The sequence below is a fragment of the Simplicispira psychrophila DSM 11588 genome, from assembly GCF_000688255.1.
Taxonomy (GTDB): domain Bacteria; phylum Pseudomonadota; class Gammaproteobacteria; order Burkholderiales; family Burkholderiaceae_C; genus Simplicispira; species Simplicispira psychrophila.
The window spans coordinates 1-15,450 of sequence record NZ_JHYS01000015.1 but is presented as its reverse complement, the minus strand read 5'-3'; the positions used below and the strand labels follow the sequence as shown (position 1 = coordinate 15,450).

At 61.4% G+C, this 15,450-nt stretch carries 15 protein-coding genes, 1 tRNA gene and 2 pseudogenes; 12 read left to right on the top strand and 6 right to left on the bottom strand.

Features of this window, described 5'->3' with window-relative positions; all coding sequences use genetic code 11:
- Positions 1-2: 2 nt before the first annotated feature.
- From Q390_RS0113735 to Q390_RS0113720, 4 genes are read left to right on the top strand one after another with little or no spacing between them, the layout of a single operon-like run.
- Positions 3-845, top strand: coding sequence for an alpha/beta fold hydrolase (locus Q390_RS0113735; RefSeq protein WP_245606928.1), 843 nt, complete (start codon positions 3-5; stop codon positions 843-845).
- A 21-nt stretch (positions 846-866) separates the two neighbouring features.
- A complete protein-coding gene (gene arfB / locus Q390_RS0113730) occupies positions 867-1,271 on the top strand; it encodes an alternative ribosome rescue aminoacyl-tRNA hydrolase ArfB (protein ID WP_084153925.1) in 405 nt (134 codons plus the stop codon).
- A gap of 48 nt (positions 1,272-1,319) precedes the next feature.
- On the top strand, positions 1,320-2,159 hold the full coding sequence (locus Q390_RS0113725; protein ID WP_027996574.1) for a DODA-type extradiol aromatic ring-opening family dioxygenase: 840 nt from the start codon (positions 1,320-1,322) through the stop codon (positions 2,157-2,159).
- Positions 2,160-2,203: 44 nt separating this feature from the next.
- Positions 2,204-2,878, top strand: a complete 675-nt coding sequence (locus tag Q390_RS0113720; RefSeq protein ID WP_027996573.1) for an alpha/beta hydrolase — start codon at positions 2,204-2,206, stop codon at positions 2,876-2,878.
- 58 nt (positions 2,879-2,936) lie between these two features.
- On the opposite strand, the gene Q390_RS0113715 is transcribed toward Q390_RS0113720, so the two are convergent.
- From Q390_RS0113715 to Q390_RS0113690, 6 genes are all read right to left on the bottom strand, one after another.
- Positions 2,937-3,761, bottom strand: a complete 825-nt coding sequence (locus Q390_RS0113715) for a M90 family metallopeptidase (RefSeq protein WP_027996572.1) — start codon at positions 3,759-3,761, stop codon at positions 2,937-2,939.
- Positions 3,762-3,790: 29 nt separating this feature from the next.
- Complete coding sequence (locus Q390_RS0113710) at positions 3,791-4,567, bottom strand: UDP-2,3-diacylglucosamine diphosphatase (RefSeq protein WP_027996571.1); 777 nt, start codon at positions 4,565-4,567, stop codon at positions 3,791-3,793.
- A gap of 33 nt (positions 4,568-4,600) precedes the next feature.
- Positions 4,601-5,107 carry a peptidylprolyl isomerase gene (locus Q390_RS0113705; RefSeq protein WP_027996570.1) on the bottom strand — a complete coding sequence of 169 codons (507 nt, stop codon included), beginning with the start codon at positions 5,105-5,107 and terminating at the stop codon, positions 4,601-4,603.
- A 21-nt stretch (positions 5,108-5,128) separates the two neighbouring features.
- Positions 5,129-5,701: a peptidylprolyl isomerase gene (locus tag Q390_RS0113700; protein WP_027996569.1), complete on the bottom strand. Its 573-nt coding sequence runs from the start codon at positions 5,699-5,701 to the stop codon at positions 5,129-5,131.
- Complete coding sequence (locus Q390_RS18590) at positions 5,698-7,137, bottom strand: L,D-transpeptidase family protein (RefSeq protein ID WP_425423951.1); 1,440 nt, start codon at positions 7,135-7,137, stop codon at positions 5,698-5,700. The genes Q390_RS0113700 and Q390_RS18590 overlap by 4 nt, the downstream gene beginning before the upstream one ends.
- Positions 7,138-7,317: 180 nt before the next feature.
- Positions 7,318-8,418, bottom strand: coding sequence for a nuclear transport factor 2 family protein (locus Q390_RS0113690; RefSeq protein ID WP_245606926.1), 1,101 nt, complete (start codon positions 8,416-8,418; stop codon positions 7,318-7,320).
- 199 nt (positions 8,419-8,617) lie between these two features.
- Between Q390_RS0113690 and cysS the strand changes: the two genes are divergently transcribed.
- From cysS to Q390_RS0113650, 8 genes and pseudogenes are all read left to right on the top strand, one after another.
- Positions 8,618-10,003: a cysteine--tRNA ligase gene (cysS, locus tag Q390_RS0113685; RefSeq protein WP_027996567.1), complete on the top strand. Its 1,386-nt coding sequence runs from the start codon at positions 8,618-8,620 to the stop codon at positions 10,001-10,003.
- Between the two features lie 138 nt (positions 10,004-10,141).
- Positions 10,142-10,720, top strand: a complete 579-nt coding sequence (locus Q390_RS0113680) for a DNA-3-methyladenine glycosylase family protein (RefSeq protein WP_084153920.1) — start codon at positions 10,142-10,144, stop codon at positions 10,718-10,720.
- 44 nt (positions 10,721-10,764) lie between these two features.
- A complete protein-coding gene (locus tag Q390_RS0113675) occupies positions 10,765-11,736 on the top strand; it encodes an acetyl-CoA carboxylase carboxyltransferase subunit alpha (RefSeq protein ID WP_027996565.1) in 972 nt (323 codons plus the stop codon).
- 25 nt (positions 11,737-11,761) lie between these two features.
- On the top strand, positions 11,762-12,778 hold the full coding sequence (tilS, locus tag Q390_RS18585) for a tRNA lysidine(34) synthetase TilS (RefSeq protein ID WP_084153919.1): 1,017 nt from the start codon (positions 11,762-11,764) through the stop codon (positions 12,776-12,778).
- A 28-nt stretch (positions 12,779-12,806) separates the two neighbouring features.
- Positions 12,807-14,075 carry an aspartate kinase gene (locus tag Q390_RS0113665; protein ID WP_027996564.1) on the top strand — a complete coding sequence of 423 codons (1,269 nt, stop codon included), beginning with the start codon at positions 12,807-12,809 and terminating at the stop codon, positions 14,073-14,075.
- Between the two features lie 51 nt (positions 14,076-14,126).
- Positions 14,127-14,219 (top strand) — tRNA-Ser (locus tag Q390_RS0113660).
- Positions 14,220-14,677: 458 nt separating this feature from the next.
- Positions 14,678-14,821 (top strand): annotated as a pseudogene (locus Q390_RS20685) (IS481 family transposase); the annotation flags it as partial.
- 417 nt (positions 14,822-15,238) lie between these two features.
- A pseudogene (locus tag Q390_RS0113650) lies at positions 15,239-15,450 on the top strand (IS481 family transposase); the annotation flags it as partial.

Genomic DNA, 15,450 nt, shown 5'->3' with positions numbered 1-15,450 from the left:
CAATGCCTGATTTGGTACAGCGCCTGGCCGCGCAGGCTACCCGCTACACCACGCCTTGCGGTGCGGGTGAGGTGGTCTGGCGGCGCTGGGGCGCGGGCCAGAACGGCGTGCGCCCGCTGGTGTTGCTGCATGGCGGCAGCGGCAGCTGGACGCACTGGGTGCGCAATATTGAAGATTTGGTAGCAGCGGGGCAGACGCTGTGGGTGCCCGATTTGCCGGGCTTTGGCGATTCGGCCCTGCCGTCCTGGGGCAGCGACGCGGATGCGGTGATCGAGCCTTTGCACGCCGGTTTGCAGCAGTTGCTGCACGGTCAGGCGTGCGACTTGGTGGGGTTTTCGTTTGGTGGCATGACCGCCGGCATGTTGTTGGCGGCGCACCCTGCACTGGCGGCGCGGCTGGTGCTGGTCGGCGCGCCAGCCATGGGCGTGGTGCCGCAGCGCCAGTTTCAGCTCAAGGCCTGGCGCCATTTGCCCACGCCCGAGCAGCAGATCGACATCCACCGTTACAACTTGGCGGCGCTGATGCTGCACGATGCGGCGCTGATCGACGGGCTGGCGCTGCAAACGCATCTGGCCAATATGCAGCGCGACCGGATGCCGCGCCGGCGGCTGTCGCACACCGACATCTTGGCGCGCTCGCTGGCCCAGGTGGTCTGCCCGGTGCACGCCATTTATGGCCAGCACGATGCCGTGTACCGCGATTACATCGGCCAGCTTGCCGGTGCGTATGCGGCGGCGGCGCCTGATTTTCGGGGGCTGGCGCTGATCGAAGGCGCCGGGCATTGGGTGCAGTTTGAGCGCCCGCAGGCCTTCCATGCTGCCTTGCTGGCGGCGCTGGCTGGGTGATCGGGTGACGGCATGGCAGCCATGACGGATTTGCTGCGGGTTGATGAGCGCGAGGTGGAAATCAGCGCCATGCGCGCCCAAGGTGCGGGTGGGCAAAACGTCAACAAGGTCTCCAGTGCGGTGCATTTGCGCTTTGATATTGGTGCGTCGAGCTTGCCGATCAATGTCAAGGCGCGCCTGTTGGCGTTGCGTGACAGCCGTATCACGCAGGAGGGTGTGTTGGTCCTCAAGGCGCAGCAGTACCGCAGCCAGGAGCAAAACCGTGCCGACGGCTTGGCGCGCCTGAATGCCTTGGTGCAGAGCGTGGCGCAAGCGCCCATTCTGCGCCGCCCGACCAAGCCGACCTATGGCTCGCGCCAGCGCCGCCTGGAAGGCAAGGCGCAGCGCAGCATCACTAAAACCCTGCGCGGCAAGGTGCGCGATTGACCTTGTTTAATCCTGTTGGATTCTTTGTTACCTGTGAGGAGCTTTGCCATGTCCGTCTCCGCGTCCCTTTCGCCCACCCCTCAGTTGGCTGCAGAACTGCCGGTGCTGTATGTCTCGCATGGCGCGCCGTTGTTTGCCCTAGAAGTGGGTGACACCGGGCCGGCCCTGACGCGCTGGGGCGCGGACTTGCGGGCACAGTTTCCGCACTTGCGTGGTGTCGTCGTGATGTCGCCGCATTGGATGGCGCGCACGCCGCAGGTCATGACCGCTGCGGCACCCGCCACTTGGCATGATTTTGGTGGCTTTCCTGCGGCGCTGTACCAGTTGCAATACCCGGCGCCGGGTGCGCCGCCGCTGGCGCAAGAGGTGCTGGCGCTGCTGCAGGCCGCCGGTGTGCCAGCGCAGGCCGATGCCGAGCACCCGTTTGACCATGGCGCCTGGGTGCCGCTGATGCACCTGTTTCCGCAGGCTGATGTGCCGGTGCTGCAGGTGGCGTTGCCGCTGAATGCCGGCCCGGCCGAGGTCTATGCCATGGGGGCCGCGCTGCGCTCTTTGCGCGCGCAGGGGGTGCTGTTGGTCGGCTCGGGCAGCATGACGCACAACCTGGGTGAATTTTTTGCTGACGCACATGCCGCCGCGCCCTATGTGCTGGAGTTCAGCCGCTGGATCGAAGCGGCGCTGCTGCGTGGCGATCGGCCGGCCTTGTTCAACTACCGCAACGAGGCGCCACACGCCGAGCGCGCCCATCCCACCGACGAGCATTTTTTGCCCTTCTTCTTTGCCCTGGGGGCGGCGGGCGAGAAGGTCCAGCCGCACTACCTCAGCCGGGAAGTGATGTACGGCGTGCTGGCCATGGATGCCTTTGCCCTGCACGCGGAGGCGTCCTGAGGGCCGCTGTTGTTTGTTGAAAATCGCCTTGAGAACGCTCCACCATGCTTGATTTACCCCTTACTTTTTTGCAGCGCCCAGCCGCCCCCGGCACGCCCCAGCCCTGGCTGCTGGTGCTGATGCACGGCGTCGGCAGCAACGAGCGTGACCTGTTCAGCCTGGCCGGACATATTCCGGCGCGCTTTTGCGTGCTCAGTCTGCGCGCGCCTTACCCACTGGGACCCGGGGCGTTCAGCTGGTTCGATTTTTCTATCGAGCCCGATGGCTCCCGCGCCATTGATACCGCGCAGGAGGCTGCCAGCCGCGCCTTGTTGGCGCAGGTGGTGGCGTCGGCGGCGCAGCAGCTGGACATGCCGCCCGAGCGCGTGGTGGTGGGCGGCTTCAGCCAGGGCGGCATCATGGCGCTGTCGCTGCTGCTGACCCGCCCGGAGCTGCTGCACGCCGCCATGGTTTGGCACGGCCGGATGCTGCCCCAGGTGCTGCCCTTGAGCGCCCCAGCCGAGGCTTTGCGCGGGCGCCAGTTGTGGGTCAGCCATGGCACGCAGGACGCCGTCATCCCGCTGGCGCAGGCACAGGCCATTCGCCAGCATGTGCAGACCCTGCCGGTGCAGTTGGCGTATGCAGAGTTTCCGGGCCAGCACGAAATCCGCCCAGCCGAGCTGGCGCATTCGGTGGCCTGGCTGGACAGCTTGGGCAACGTGCCGGATGGAGGCTATTGATAAAAAATGCCTGAAGCGCTTGCTGTGCTTGCGCCTATAGCTATCAATTTAATATTTTTTAAGGGCGCTGAAAGAATGCGTCCAGCAAAGGCACCAGCGTGGGCAACTCCAGCGCGCACTGCGCGCGCTGGACAAAGTAAGCCTCGCAGACCACGGCAAAAAATTCGGCGGGGGCGGTGGCGCCATAGGCGTCCAGCCACGGCGGTGCGCCACCAAAACGCTGCGCCATCGCCACGCGCTCGCAAAAATCTGCATACGCCGGCTCCCACACCGCCCACCACAGTGCGTGCGCAGCGCGGGCACTGCGGGTGCCCATGAAGCCGGCCGGCAGGGGCGGGCAACCATCGGCCGTGCCGCTGCGCATGTCCAGTTTGTGGGCAAATTCATGCACCACCACATTCGTACCCTGCGCCGCGCTGTGGCCAGCGCCTTGCACCTCGTGCCAGCTCAGCATGATCGGGCCGCGCTCCATGGCTTCGCCCACCAGCGGCTCGGCGTATTGGTGCACCACGCCAGCCTCGTCCGTCACTTGGCGCCGCGCCAGCACCGCGCCGGGGTGCACCACGATGCCGACAAAATCGTCGTACCAACCCAGCGCCTGGTGCGGATTGCCCCAGTGCAGCAGCGGCAGGCAGGCTTGGGCGGCAATGGCCACGGCCATGGCATCGGTGACCACCAGGCCGTGGCCGCCATGGAATTGTTTGTGTTGCAAAAACAGGGCGCTGAGCGTGCGCAGCTTGCCCTGCTCGTGCAGCGCCAAGGCGTTCAAAAACGGGTAGTGCTGCAGTGTCTGCAGCCACAGCGGCGGCGGGATGTGCGGCACCGGGGCCATGCGGATGCGCAGGCGGCGCCAGAGTCTGGTCCAGAAAGACAGCACGGTCATGGCGTCACCACCACATCATCACAACGCCACTACCAGCCGTCCGGCGCCAGGCGCTGCAGGCCGCTGGCCGTCAGGCGCAGGATGTCGGCGCGCGGTGGTTGCGCGGCGGCGTCCCAGTCGCTCAGCACGCAGCGCATCAGCCCCTCGGCCAGCATATGTTCGCCCGGGCGGTGCGTGTGGCCGTGGATCAGGGTGTGCGCCTGGGCGCTGCGCAGCCACGTGCAGGCGGCGGCGGTATCGACATCGGCATACACCTCGCCCGCATCTTTGCGTGCCTCGCTTTGATTGCGGATATCGCGTGCCTGGGCGCGGCGCACGGCCAGCGGTTGCGCTAAAAATTGCTGCTGCCAGGCTGCGCTGCGCGCCACAGCCCGAAAACGCTGATAGGGCAGGTCGTCCAAACACAAAGCATCACCGTGGCTGAGCAGCCAGCGCTGGCCGGCAAAGTCGAGCACCGTGGGGTCGTTCAGGCCGGTGACGCTGCTGCGCTGCAAAAATGCGTCACCGAGCAAAAAATCGCGGTTGCCGGGCAGAACAAATAGCGCCCGGTGCTGTGCAGCGGCGTGCAACACGGCGCAGCATTCGGCTTCAAAACTGCCGGGTTCGTCCAGCGCGTCGTCGCCCACCCAAACCTCGAACAGGTCACCGAGCAGGAAGACAGCGTCGGCGGGTGTCTGCGCCAGATAGCGCTGCCAAGCGCCAAAAGTGGTGCGGTCGCTGGCTTGCAGGTGCAGGTCCGACAAAAAATCGACCGTGCGCCAGTGCGGCGCAGCGATGAGCTGGGCGCACCGGGGTACGGTCGTGATCGTCACGGGGACGGTGTGTGGCAGCAGGGCTGCTTACAGTGCGACGGCTTTTTCAAGCACCACGTCGGTCACTGGCACGTCGCCGTGGCCGCCCTTGTTGCCGGTTTTAACGGCCTTCATTTTGTCCACCACCTCGGTGCCAGAAATCACTTTGCCAAACACGGCATAGCCCCAGCCGCTGGCGTTGGGTGCGGTGTGGTTCAAAAAGCCGTTGTTGGCGACGTTGATGAAAAACTGCGCCGTGGCCGAGTGCGGGTCGCTGGTGCGCGCCATGGCCACCGTGTAGTTGGCGTTTTTCAGGCCGTTCTGGGCTTCATTTTCAATCGCCTCATCGACGCTTTTTTGCTTCATGCCGGGCTCAAAGCCGCCGCCTTGCACCATAAAACCGGGAATGACGCGGTGAAAAATGGTGTTGTCGTAGTGGCCTTTTTTTACATAGGACAGAAAATTCTCGACGGACTTGGGGGCTTTTTCAGCATCCAGTTCGAGGGTGATGACGCCGTAGTCGGCAATGTGCAGTTCAACTTGGGGGTTGCTCATGGCAGGGACTTTCTTGAAAAATTACTTCACCAGGGTGGCAGAAGTGATGGTGATGGGGGTGGTGGGCACGTCTTGCGAGCCCGTGGCCACGGCCTTGATTTTGTCTACAACGTCGCTGCCCTGCACCACTTTGCCAAACACGGCATAGCCGTGGCCGTCGGGCTGCGGAGCGTTGAGCGAGGCATTGTCCTTGACATTGATGAAGAACTGCGCCGTGGCCGATTGGGGGTCGCTGGTGCGTGCCATGGCAATGGTGTATTTATCGTTTTTCAGGCCGTTGGCGGCTTCCAGGGCAATCGGTGCGCGCACCGGTTTTTGTGCCATGTCGGGTGTAAAGCCGCCGCCCTGGATCATGAAGCCGTTGATGACGCGGTGAAAGATGGTGCCGTCATAGTGCTTGTCCTTGACGTACTGCAAGAAATTGGCCACCGTTTTGGGCGCCTTGGCGGGGTCGAGTTGCACCACGATGTCGCCCATCGAGGTGGCCAGTTTCACCTTGGAGACGTCTTGCGCCAGGGCGGGTGTTGCTACTGAAAAAATAGCTGCTAGCGCAATACTGCTAAGGGCTAGAGCCGAATTTCGTCTAGAAATCATCCGATCACTCCTTCAAAAAATATTTTCCACTGGATGCCTTCGCGGATCCAGTACTGGCGTTTGGTCATGCCGGTGCGCATGCCTTCAATTACTTCACCGAAGGTCACCACCATGGTGTCCGCCGTGTCGGTCCAGCGTAAATACGAGACGTCCTTGAGCAGGATGGGGCGGCCCTGCACGCGCTCCATTTCTTGGCGCAGGGTGGGCGTCCATTGCACCAGGGTTTTATCCTGGCTGCGAAAGTCGGCGGTATAAAAATTCAACACCCGCGACAAGTCGCCGCTGCTTTTGGCCTGTTGCCAGCGCGTCAGGGTGGCGGCAAACGCCTGGCTGTTGTTGGCCACCGTATGGGGTGCTTGCCATTGCAGGCTTTGTGCAATCACCACCGGCGTGGTGCGTACCTGCACCGTGCGCACCAGGCGCTCCAGGTCGGGGTTGGCCAGCACCACGCAGCCGTCCGAGGCCCGGGGCGCACGTGAAAACTGCTCGGGCGGCGTGCCATGCAGCCAGATGCCGCTGCCGGTCTTGCCGCGGCTTTGGTCGAGCGCGTTGGGGTAGTTGATCGGCAGGGCGCCAGAGCCGTAAAAATTTTTCAGCGACTTGGGATCGAGGTTGCTGGTGATGAAGTAAATACCCAGCGGGGTGCGTTTGTCACCCTCGGTGTTTTTTTCTGCGCCGAGCTTGCCGATGGAGATGTAGAAATCGGCGATCAGGTGCAGGCCGGTAGTCGAATTTTCAAACAGATACAAGCGCGAGCGCGAGGTGTCGATGGCGATGGCGTGGCGGCTGCTGGGGGCCAGCGCCATGAACTGCGATGGCAGCGTGCCTGCGGGTGGCCGGTCGCGCAGGGCTTTCAGGCGCAGTTGTGATTCTTCGCGCAACTCGGCCAGCGCCTCTGCACGGGCCTTGGAGGCATCTGGCGAAACGTCGCCCAGCGTCCGCACCGGACGCACTTGGCTGTTGAGCAAATCGCCGTAAACCAGTTGCGCCAGCTGAAAGTTGGGGTGGTCATGCACCAGTTTGCGCGCTGGCTCCATCGCCTCGCGGTTGCGGGCTTCGCCAATCAGGCGGTAGATGGCGATCAGGCGATTTTCTGCATCGGCGTCGCGGGCGTTGGCCTGCGTGCTGGCTTTGCTGGCCAGTGCACCAATGCCGGCCACGCCCAAGGCAACCGGCAATACACGCGCTGACTTGCGCACGCTGACTTTGGCGACAGTTTTCGGCTCGGTTTTAAGGCTGGCTTTAGGGCTGGTTTTAGGGCTGGTTTTAGGGCTGGTTTTGGGGAGCGCTTTGGCGACAGCCTTGACAGCTGTCTTGACGGCTGTCTTGACGGCTGTCTTGGCGCCGGCCTTGGGCGCTGCAACCCGGGTATTGGCCTGTGCGCTGTGGCCAAGTGCCGCCAGAGACATCGCCAACAAGAGGCCGTTGAAAGACAAAGAGAGTGACCGAAGTGACCGAATGGAATGCACTTGAACCTCAGGTAGTGGTGATGGGTGCCGTCCTGCCATGCGCTCGGCCGCTGCTCTTGCAGCAGCGCTGCGTGGTGATCAGAAGGTTGTCGGGTCGGAGCGGGTTTGCAGTCGGCGATATTAGCGTTATCAGCGTGGGGCAGGTGCCTAGCCGCCGGTCGATTCACGCACGATGAGCCAGCGCTCGCCAGACTTCACCAGTTCCAGGGTTTTGCGGCTGGAGGCCTTGAACTTGCCAGCGCTGTAGTCCTGGCGAAACCGTGCTGTGGCTTGGTGGCCGGTGACGGAGATGGACAGGTCGCTGATTTTCACGTCGATGATGCTCTTGCCAACGATGCGCGCTTGCCGCTCCTGTTCCCATGTCTTGCGCGAGGCTTTGTTGGCCGGGGTAAAGCTTTTGTCATAGGCCCCCAGGTAGGCGCCCATGTCTTTGGCGGCCCAGGCGGAGGCCCAGGCATGGACGGCGACTTCAACGCTTTTTTGCGCTGCGCTTTCGGCCGCGACAGGGGCAGGTGCCGGCGTCGGTTTGGGGACCGCGGCGGGCGCCTGTGCTGGTGCTGCGGCCGGCGCTGGCTTGGGTGCAGGGGGTGCCGGGGCGGCTGGCACTGGGATAGGCGTGGCTGCAGGCGTTGGTGTTGCCGCTGCCACTATCACTGCGGGTTTTGCGGCCGGTGCGGGGTTGCTGGCCGCCACCGGGTGCGTGCCGCTGGCAGGTGTGGTCGAAACCAGCTCGTGGATCAGGGCCAGCTTGGGCTGCACGGCGGCGTTGCCGGTATCGAGCTGCAGCGCCTTGTTGTAGGCCTGGCTGGCCATGCGGGCGTAGACATCACCCAGGTTTTCTTGCGCCGTGGCGTAGCTCGGGTTGGTGCGAATGGCCATCTCCAGGGCGATGCGTGCCTTGTCGTACTGGCCCTGGCTGGCGTAAATCACGGCCAGGTTGTTGTAGGGTTCGGGCAGCTCGGGAAATTCTTCGGTCAGTTTGACGAAGGTGGCCGTGGCGTCGCCGGGCTTGCCGCTTTCGGACTGGATGACACCTTTGAGAAAGCGCATTTGCGGGTCGCGCGGCTTGCCAGCCAAGTATTTGTCGGCGCGTGTGAGGGCTTCGGGGTACTTGCCCAAGCGCAGTAATTGGTTGACGTCGGTGTAGTCATCGGCATGGGCCAGGGAGGCCGCCAGCAGCGCGGGCAGGGCCAATAACCGCACGCCGTGGTGCAACAGGCGCATGAGCGCCGACGGGGTTGGGTGCATGGGAGTGTCTTTGCGAAAGCGGGGCGCAAGGCCCGGCGGTGAGCGATATACTGCCTTCGATTGTAACTGAGGGGTGCGCCGCGCACCCCCTTCATTGCCTTGCAGCCCGCACGGACAGCGCCATCGGCCAGGCCTGGGTACGTTGCCTATAGCGGCTGTAGCGCCTGTGTGCTTTTCTTTCCTCCAAGTGACACCCCCCATGACCTTGCGTATCTACAACACGCTCACGCGTGCTTTGGAAGACTTCGTTCCGCTCGAATCTGGCCATGTGCGCATGTACGTTTGCGGCATGACCGTGTATGACCTGTGCCATCTGGGCCATGCGCGTTCGATGATTGCCTTTGACGTGGTGCAGCGCTGGCTCAAGACCAGCGGCCTGACGGTAACCTATGTGCGCAATATCACCGATATTGACGACAAGATCATTCAGCGCGCCGTTGCCAACGGCGAAACCGTGCGCGGCTTGACCGACCGCATGATCGACGCGCTGCACCAGGATGCCGATGCTTTGGGCATCGAGCGCCCGACCCACGAACCGCGCGCTACCGACTATGTGCCGCACATGCTGTCGCTGATCGGCACGCTGCAAGGCAAGGGCTTGGCCTACCAGGCCGGCAACGGCGATGTGAATTACGCCGTGCGCAAGTTCCCCGGCTACGGCAAGTTGTCGGGCAAGTCGCTCGATGAGTTGAACGCCGGCGAGCGCGTTGCCGTGCAAAGCGGTAACGACGGCAAACACGACCCTTTGGACTTTGTCCTGTGGAAAAGCGCCAAACCCACCGAGCCCGACGAAGTGAAATGGCCAAGCCCCTGGGGCAGTGGCCGCCCGGGCTGGCACATCGAGTGCTCGGCCATGGGTTGCGCGCTGCTGGGTGAGAGCTTTGACATCCACGGCGGTGGCGCCGATTTGCAGTTTCCGCACCACGAAAACGAAATCGCCCAAAGCGAAGGCGCCACTAGCCAACCGTTGGCGCGCACCTGGATGCACAACGGCTTTATCAACATCGACAACGAGAAGATGTCCAAGTCGCTGGGCAATTTTTTCACCATCCGCGACGTGCTCAAGGTGTATGACGCTGAGACGGTGCGCTTTTTTGTCGTGCGCAGCCATTACCGCAGCCCGCTGAACTACAGCGATGTGCATTTGAACGATGCCCGCGCCGCGCTCAAGCGCCTGTACACCGCCCTCAGCTTGGTGGCGCCGGTGCAGCAGGCGATGGACTGGAGCGATCCTTTTGCCGCGCGCTTCCAGGCAGCGATGAACGAGGACTTTGGCACGCCCGACGCGGTGGCCGTGCTGTTTGATTTGGCCGGCGAAGTCAACCGCAGCCAGTCGGCCGTCGCCGCCGGCCTGCTGAAAAGCCTGGGCGCCTGCCTGGGCCTGTTGCAGGGCGATCCGAAGGCGTTTTTGCAGTCGGGGGCTGTGCTCGATGAAGCGGCCATCCAGGCGCAAATCAGCGCCCGCGCTGAGGCCAAGGCGGCGAAGAATTTTGCCGAGGCCGACCGCATTCGCAACGACTTGCTGGCCGCCGGCATCGTGCTGAAGGATTCCGCTGCCGGCACCACCTGGGAAGCTGCGCAGTGAGTGTATTTATGGTGAAAATGGCCTCAAAGGCTTACAGGGTATGCGGTGATAGCTATTAAAAAAATAGTGGATGCGGCCTTGCCCATAGCGACGACTGGCGCTGCCCCCGCTTATTGGGCGGAGGCGCGCAAGCACCTGATGAAAAAAGACCGGGTGATGAAGCGCCTGATCCCGCAGCTGGGTGAGGGTGCGCTGGAGTCGCGCGGCGATGCTTTCACCACCTTGGCGCGCAGCATCATCGGCCAGCAAATATCGGTCAAGGCGGCGCAGACGGTGTGGGATCGCTTTGCCGCGTTGCCCACGGTCATGGCGCCGGCCCAGGTACTCGGTCTCAAGATGGAAGACATGCGCGCAGCGGGCTTGTCGGCGCGCAAGGCGGACTATCTGCTCGACCTGGCACGGCACTTTGACGCCGGCCAATTGCATATCGACGATTGGCAGGGTATGGACGACGAAGCCATCATCACCGAGCTGATTGCGATCCGCGGCGTGGGCCGCTGGACGGCGGAGATGTTTCTGATTTTTCACCTGCTGCGGCCCAATGTGCTGCCGCTGGACGATGTCGGGCTGATCAACGGTATCAGCCACAATTATTTTTCTGGCGACCCGGTCAGCCGCAGCGAAGCACGCGAAGTCGGCGAGGCATGGAAGCCTTGGTGCAGCGTGGCGACTTGGTATATTTGGCGCTCGCTGACGCCGCTGCCGGTCGCATATTGAGCCTTGGCGCGACCCTTTGCGCACGGCACCCTAGGAGAAACAACTTGGCAAAAAAGACCTTTCTGGATTTCGAGCACCCGATTGCCGAACTCGAATCCAAAATTGAAGAATTACGCTATGTGCAGTCTGAAAGCGCCGTCGATATTTCAGAAGAAATCGACCAGCTGAGCAAAAAAAGCCAGCAGCTCACCAAAGACATCTACGGAGTGTTGACCCCGTGGCAGATCACCAAAATTGCACGCCACCCCGAGCGCCCTTACACGCTCGATTACGTCCGTGACCTGTTCACTGATTTTGTTGAACTGCACGGCGATCGCCATTTTGCTGACGATAAATCGATTGTTGGCGGCTTGGCGCGCTTCAATGGCCACGCCTGCATGGTGCTGGGTCACCAAAAAGGACGCGACACCAAAGAGCGCGCACTGCGTAACTTTGGCATGACGCGTCCCGAGGGCTACCGCAAGGCGTTGCGCCTGATGAAAACGGCGGAAAAATTCCATCTGCCAGTGTTCACCTTTGTCGATACGCCCGGCGCTTTTCCGGGCATCGACGCCGAAGAGCGCGGTCAGTCCGAGGCGATTGGTCGCAATATCTACGAGATGGCGCAACTCGAAGTGCCGATCATCACCACCATCATTGGGGAAGGTGGCTCTGGCGGCGCGCTGGCGCTGAGCGTGTGCGATCAGCTATTGATGCTGCAATACTCCATCTATTCAGTGATCAGTCCTGAAGGCTGCGCCTCCATCCTCTGGAAGACCAGCGAGCGCGCGCAAGACGCCGCCGAAGCCCTGGGCATCACCGCGCACCGCCTCAAGGCGCTGGGCTTGGTGGACAAGATCGTCAGCGAGCCGGTCGGTGGCGCACACCGCGACCCCAAGCAAATGTCGGCGTTGCTCAAGCGCGCCCTGGGCGATGCCTTTCGCCAAGTGGCCGATCTGAAGGTGCCCGACCTGCTAGGGCGCCGCTACCAGCGCCTGCAAAGTTACGGCCGTTTTACCGACACCAAGGCCAGCTGAGCGCGCTGCCAGGCCAGGGTCGGGCATGACCGTCACTCTCGATGCGGCCCTGCGCGGCTTTGCCCCCGCGCTGCCGCTGGCTGTCGGCCTGAGCGGCGGGGCCGATTCGACTGCTCTGTTGCTGGCCTGCGCCGCGCGCTGGCCGAGGCAGGTGCAAGCCATCCACGTTCACCATGGTTTGCAGGCAGCAGCCGACAGCTTTGAGCAGCATTGCACCGCGCTGTGCGCACGCTTGCACGTACCGTTGACCGTGCAGCGTGTTGATGCCCGACCCCAACCCGGACAAAGCCCGGAAGATGCAGCGCGCACGGCCAGATACAAGGCTTTTCAGGCTGTAGCCCAATCACATCAAGCACTTGAAGCTATTCAATCAATAGCATTGGCGCAGCACGCGGACGACCAAGTCGAGACCTTGCTGCTGGCTTTGTCGCGCGGTGCCGGCGTCGCTGGTTTGGCTGCCATGCCGGCCCACTGGCAGCGCGGCGGTATCGACTGGCATCGCCCTTTATTAGCGGTGGCCGGCGCCGATGTGCGTGCCTGGTTGGTCGCACGCGGCCAAGACTGGGTAGAAGACCCGACTAACACCGACGAGCGCTATACCCGCAACCGCATCCGCGCCCGCTTGCTACCGGCGCTGGAGACGGTGTTTCCGGCGTTTCGCGACACCTTCACGCGTAGCAGCGCCCACGCCGCGCAGGCCAGTGGGCTGCTGCTGGAACTGGCGCAGCAAGACCTGATGGACGTCGGAGTACCGCCGCAAATTACCGCCTTGCAGGCGCTCAGCAGCGCGCGCCAGGCCAACGTGTTACGCCACTGGTTGCGCAGCGCGCACCAGACCACGCCGGCCGCCGCCCAACTGGCCGAGCTGCAGCGCCAGATCACCGCTTGCCGCACCCGGGGCCAGCGTATCCAGATCAAGGTAGGCAGCGGTATCGTCGAACGCAGCGGCACGGTTTTGCATTGGTACAATTCCGGCGGTTTTGGCCCAACTTTTGTACGAAAAACGGCGGCGCCCCAAAACCCTGTTCAACCCGCGCCGTGACACTGGGTTTCGTCCCCACACACTTCCAATGGCATTGATCGTTCAAAAATACGGCGGCACGTCGATGGGTTCCCCCGACCGCATCCGCCTCGTCGCCAAACGCGTCGCCAAATGGGCCCGCGCCGGCCACCAGATCGTCGTGGTGCCCAGCGCCATGAGTGGTGAGACCAACCGCTTGCTTGGCTTGGCCAGCGAGTTGGCGCCTGAGCGCGCCAACGCTGATTACCACCGTGAGCTGGACATGCTGGCCGCCACCGGCGAGCAGGCTTCATCAGCTCTGCTGGCGATTGCGCTGCAAGCCGAAGGCATGCCTTCGGTCAGCTACGCTGGCTGGCAAGTGCCGGTGCGCACCGATAGCAGCCATACCAAGGCACGCATCGAATCGATTGACGATCAGCGCGTGCGCGCTGATCTGGATGCCGGCAAGGTGGTCATCGTCACCGGCTTTCAGGGTATCGACAGCAACGGCAACATCACCACCTTGGGGCGTGGTGGCTCGGACACCTCGGCGGTGGCCATTGCCGCCGCCATGCAGGCCGCCGAGTGCTTGATCTTTACCGACGTGGACGGCGTCTATACCACCGACCCGCGCGTGGTGCCAGCGGCCAGCCGGCTGCATACCGTGAGCTTTGAAGAAATGCTCGAAATGGCCAGCCTGGGCAGCAAGGTGCTGCAAATCCGCTCGGTGGAATTTGCTGGTAAATACAAGGTGCCGATGCGCGTGCTCTCCAGCTTCACCCCCTGGGACATCGACCTGGCAGAAGAAGCCCAATCGGGCACGCTCATCACTTTTGAGGAAGACGAAAAAATGGAAAAAGCCGTTGTATCCGGTATTGCATTCAACCGTGGCGAAGCCAAGATTTCGGTGCTAGGTATTCCCGACACCCCCGGCATGGCTTACCGCATCCTCGGCCCCGTGGCCGATGCCAACATCGAAGTGGACGTGATCATCCAAAACGTCAGCAAAGACGGTAAGGCCGACTTCAGTTTCACCGTCAACCACAGCGACTTTGCGCGCGCAGTGGATCTGCTGCGCACCCAGGTGGTACCCGCGCTGGGCGCCAAAGAAGTGGTTGGCGACCCCAATATTTGCAAGGTGAGCATTGTCGGCATCGGTATGCGCAGTCACGTCGGCGTCGCCAGCACCATGTTCCGCGTGCTGAGCGAAGAGGGCATCAACATCCAGATGATTTCTACCTCCGAGATCAAGACTTCGGTAGTCATCGACGAAAAATACCTCGAACTAGCTGTGCGCGCCCTGCATACCGCCTTCGGCTTGGATCAACCCGTCGCCTAAAGCCGCCAAAGCGCCAAAAATGCCTGAAATCTGAGGCATAATAGCTGGATTGGAAACGTGACCGAGTGGCCGAAGGTGCTCCCCTGCTAAGGGAGTATGGGGTGTAGAGCCTCATCGAGAGTTCGAATCTCTCCGTTTCCGCCAAGTAGCAAGCAAAATGGGCCCTCGTGGCCCATTTTTGTTTTCTTTCCACCATCCTTTCCACCAAAAAGCATTGGCTGTTGCTGCACAGTAAAAGCTTTAGTTGGACATTCAGCAGGATGCGTACGGCCCATAGGTGATGGATGTCCCTGACACACAGCAGTAGGTGCGGCATCTATCCGATCGAGAATCTAGGGTGCTTTCATGTACTCTCCAATCTTGGTGGAGCAAAAAGTTAGCACCGCGCCGAATGAGCGTAAACCCACAATGTCCTGTGATGGTGATGATGGGGCTGCATGTTTGAATTTTAAGTTCGACCGGCAGCGAGAGCAGCACATTCCGGCATTTTCGATTCCGCCATAAGTCACAAAGCTCCACGGCCTATGCAAACGTGGGGCGCCTCCGCTTGCTCACACAACATCAAAAAATTGATTCGGCATCGCCTGTCGAGCAGACTGCCTTGCAAGTGGAAGAGGCGTGAGGTCTTTGGTGATCGGTCGCACACTGCATACCGTTTGCATGCCGAACTTGTCCCTGCACAAGAGATGGCGGTAGCGGGCTTGCTCCGCACCATTCTGCTGTCGCCCAATGATTTGTTGTCCGTGGTACACGCTGCCAGCGAAGCTCATGATTTTGATCAATTGTGTCAGGAGTTTGACTTGGCTGCGGAAATAACTTTATATAAATAATTATTGATTAATTTCCGTGATTGCCGTAATTAACATAAATAAAGTCATGGCTTTTCTGGATATTGGTCGATAAAATTTTTAGGTACTTAATCTATTGGTAAGAGTGATGTTAAGTGTGGATATTTTTATTTATTTATTTTGACTTTACTATTTACTAGTAATTTATTGGTGAGAGTATTAAATATATATTAATTTTAAATAAATTGATTAATTTATTATTAAGTGTAGCATCCCGGACGATTGCATAGATGAAAAACGCTATCCGCTCTTCATGGCCCGAGCCGTAATGCAGAAATTGATAGAGTCGCTGCAATCTACCCGGGGAGGGACGCCATGCTGATTGCTTTGCACAAGAACGCGCGCACCACGCCTGCCGTGCGCGCCGAGATAGCGGCCAGCAGCCATAGCGCTGGCGTGCTGGCTCAGCGATATGGCATCACCGAGCAGACTGTCTATAAGTGGAAGAAGCGCTCTGTCTTCACCGACCGCTCCCACACTGCGCAGCGCCTGCAGACCACGCTCACGCCTGCGCAAGAAGTGGTGGT

What these genes read in the sequence shown, in the direction of transcription:
- Q390_RS0113665 (WP_027996564.1), top strand. Translation starts at nt 12,807, where the DNA reads ATGGCATTGATCGTTCAAAAATACGGCGGCACGTCGATGGGTTCCCCC.
- Q390_RS0113705 (WP_027996570.1), bottom strand. Translation starts at nt 5,107, where the DNA reads ATGAGCAACCCCCAAGTTGAACTGCACATTGCCGACTACGGCGTCATC.
- Q390_RS0113720 (WP_027996573.1), top strand. Translation starts at nt 2,204, where the DNA reads ATGCTTGATTTACCCCTTACTTTTTTGCAGCGCCCAGCCGCCCCCGGC.
- cysS (WP_027996567.1), top strand. Translation starts at nt 8,618, where the DNA reads ATGACCTTGCGTATCTACAACACGCTCACGCGTGCTTTGGAAGACTTC.
- Q390_RS0113715 (WP_027996572.1), bottom strand. Translation starts at nt 3,761, where the DNA reads ATGACCGTGCTGTCTTTCTGGACCAGACTCTGGCGCCGCCTGCGCATC.
- tilS (WP_084153919.1), top strand. Translation starts at nt 11,762, where the DNA reads ATGACCGTCACTCTCGATGCGGCCCTGCGCGGCTTTGCCCCCGCGCTG.
- Q390_RS0113725 (WP_027996574.1), top strand. Translation starts at nt 1,320, where the DNA reads ATGTCCGTCTCCGCGTCCCTTTCGCCCACCCCTCAGTTGGCTGCAGAA.
- Q390_RS0113735 (WP_245606928.1), top strand. Translation starts at nt 3, where the DNA reads ATGCCTGATTTGGTACAGCGCCTGGCCGCGCAGGCTACCCGCTACACC.
- Q390_RS0113700 (WP_027996569.1), bottom strand. Translation starts at nt 5,701, where the DNA reads ATGATTTCTAGACGAAATTCGGCTCTAGCCCTTAGCAGTATTGCGCTA.
- Q390_RS0113690 (WP_245606926.1), bottom strand. Translation starts at nt 8,418, where the DNA reads ATGCACCCAACCCCGTCGGCGCTCATGCGCCTGTTGCACCACGGCGTG.
- arfB (WP_084153925.1), top strand. Translation starts at nt 867, where the DNA reads ATGACGGATTTGCTGCGGGTTGATGAGCGCGAGGTGGAAATCAGCGCC.
- Q390_RS0113680 (WP_084153920.1), top strand. Translation starts at nt 10,142, where the DNA reads ATGAAAAAAGACCGGGTGATGAAGCGCCTGATCCCGCAGCTGGGTGAG.